We start from the raw sequence: 2323 nt of genomic DNA on the forward strand, positions 1-2323 counted from the left end.
CAGCCCGCCATATTGAAACTCTTGGACAAAGAATTAAACTCTACGCCGATTTCTTTTGCGCCCGGCGTCATAAGAAAACTCGGCGGACGGTAACCGTCAAACGCCAGCTCGGAATACGCGAGATCGTGCGCTACGATGATCTGGTTTTCTTTGGCGAACGTTACCACATCCGCGAAAAAGCCGTCTTCCGCCACGGCGGCGACCGGATTATTCGGGTAATTAAGCACCATAAGTTTAGCACGCCGTTTGATCTCGTCCGGAATATTCGAAAAGTCAGGAAGAAAGCTGTTCTCTTCACGCAGCGGCAGCGGGTAAATTTCACCTCCTGCCAGCGTAACGCTCGCAAAATAAATCGGATAGCCCGGGTCCGGCACAAGCACTACATCCCCCGGGTCAATCCACGCTTGAGCCAGATGGGCGAGACCGTCCTGCGATCCCATAAGCGAAAGAATTTCGTGCTCGGGGTCAAGCCCGACACCGAACCGGTGCCGATACCAGCGGGCCGTTGTCTCCCGAAAGCGAATGGAGCCTTCCGAGGTCGGGTATCCATAGTTCTCAGGATTCTGTACGGCTTTCGTAAGAGCTTCTATCACAAGGGGAGAAGGGGGTTGATCCGGACTTCCGATCCCTAAGTCAATCACATGCATACCCCGTGCCTGTACCTCCCGCTTCCGACGGTTCATCTCCGTAAAGATAGCCGATGTAAGCCCGGCAAGGCGTTTCGAAGGCTGAATATTGAGTAAAGTTTCCACGCGGCGCCCCCTACTTCCAAGTTTTCTCCATCTCTTCTTCTTTGAAGCCGACGGTCGTTTTGTCGCCGCTTACAAGCAGCGGACGCTTAATCAATTTGCCGTCTGATGCAAGCAGATCAAGCATCTCTTCTTCAGACATATCTTTCAACCGATCTTTCAATCCAAGCTCACGGTACGCCTGTCCGCTCGTATTGAAGAATTTCTTTAAATCAAGGCCACTTTGCTGCCAGTATTCGCGAAGCTGCTCTTTGGTCGGAGGTTCGTCGACAATCGGGACTTCCTTGTATGTGATCCCCTGCTCGTCCAACCATTTTTTCGCTTTGCGGCATGTACCGCATTTGTTGTATAAGTACGCTGTAATTTCTGCCATACGTATATATCCTCCTCTTTTTTATAGAATAGCATACAAAAAACGGTATGCGGAAGGGCATACCGTTTTTACTGGAAGCAAAAGATCAGGAAGAACGTTCCAGAAGGATTTGTGGAAGCAATAAATTCGGATGAGTAACAACAAGCGGTTTTACTCCGTATACATCCGCAAGCAGTTTCGCTTCCATAATCTCTTCAATCGTACCGCTACGCGTAATGTTTCCGCTCTCCATTAAGACAAGGCGATCGCAATACTGAGCCGCCAGGTTCAAGTCATGGAGTACAAGCACCGCTGTCCCTTCCGTTTCCCGCTGCCATTCACGCACAAGATTTAAAATCCCAATCTGATAGCCGATATCTAAGTACGTCGTCGGCTCGTCAAGCAGGAGCACCTCCGGCTCCTGAGCCATGGAACAGGCAATCGCCACCCGCTGGCGCTCGCCACCGCTCAACTGCTCCAGCAGCTTGCAAGCAAGCGGTTCCAGACCGGTCCGCACAAGAGCACGCTGGATGGCTTCCGCATCCTGCGCCGTATTACGTCGGAAGAAACCATGATACGGGTAGCGCCCCATCGCCACCGCTTCTTCCACTGTAATCGGCAGCGGAACAAGGCCTTCCTGGCTGACTACGGCCATTTTGCGCGCCAGCATCTTAGAAGAGTAAGAGCCGAGCGGCTTTCCGTCCAGCGTTACGCTGCCCGCATCCGGTATAAGCAGCCGCGACATCACTTTCACAAGCGACGACTTGCCCGACCCGTTTGGCCCGATAATGCCCAGCGTCTCCCCTTTTTTCACTTCAAACGTTATATTCGACAATATCTGCCGCTGTCCGATGCGCAGGCTCATGTCCGTTATTTGAATCACGTCACGCGACCCCCGTATAAAGTTCTCAACATCTTCGCTTCAATACTTTCCTCGCATTCTCCCGCTCTGCCTGCCCCCTAGAAAAAGCGCTGCCTCCGTTTGCGTAGTAAATATCCGAAAAACGGCGCACCTAAAAACGCGGTAATGACCCCAATGGGCAGCTCCTGCGGGTCCATAATTGTGCGTGCCAAGGTATCAGCGGCAATTAGCAGAATGGCCCCTGCCACAGCTGAAACCGGCAGCAGCACGCGGTGGTCCGAGCCAACCAGCGTCCGCATGATATGAGGCACTATCAGTCCGACAAAACCGATGACTCCCGAAACGGCTACCGCCGCGCCC

Annotated in this window: 4 protein-coding genes; all 4 read right to left on the bottom strand. The window is 52.8% G+C overall.

Going from position 1 to position 2323, the window contains the following annotated elements:
- Positions 1 to 683 (bottom strand): aminotransferase class I/II-fold pyridoxal phosphate-dependent enzyme (locus tag B2899_RS07160; protein WP_286884742.1); only part of this gene is annotated, 683 nt, incomplete at its 3' end.
- Positions 684 to 762: 79 nt separating this feature from the next.
- Positions 763 to 1122, bottom strand: coding sequence for an arsenate reductase family protein (locus B2899_RS07165; protein WP_146808656.1), 360 nt, complete (start codon positions 1120 to 1122; stop codon positions 763 to 765).
- Positions 1123 to 1207: 85 nt separating this feature from the next.
- A complete protein-coding gene (locus B2899_RS07170; RefSeq protein ID WP_286884688.1) occupies positions 1208 to 1984 on the bottom strand; it encodes an ABC transporter ATP-binding protein in 777 nt (258 codons plus the stop codon).
- 77 nt (positions 1985 to 2061) lie between these two features.
- Positions 2062 to 2323, bottom strand: a 262-nt coding sequence (locus B2899_RS07175) for a FecCD family ABC transporter permease (protein WP_286884689.1), incomplete at its 5' end; no start/stop codon positions are given.

The sequence above is a fragment of the Aneurinibacillus sp. UBA3580 genome, assembly GCF_002375825.1.
Classification (GTDB): Bacteria; Bacillota; Bacilli; order Aneurinibacillales; family Aneurinibacillaceae; genus Aneurinibacillus; species Aneurinibacillus danicus.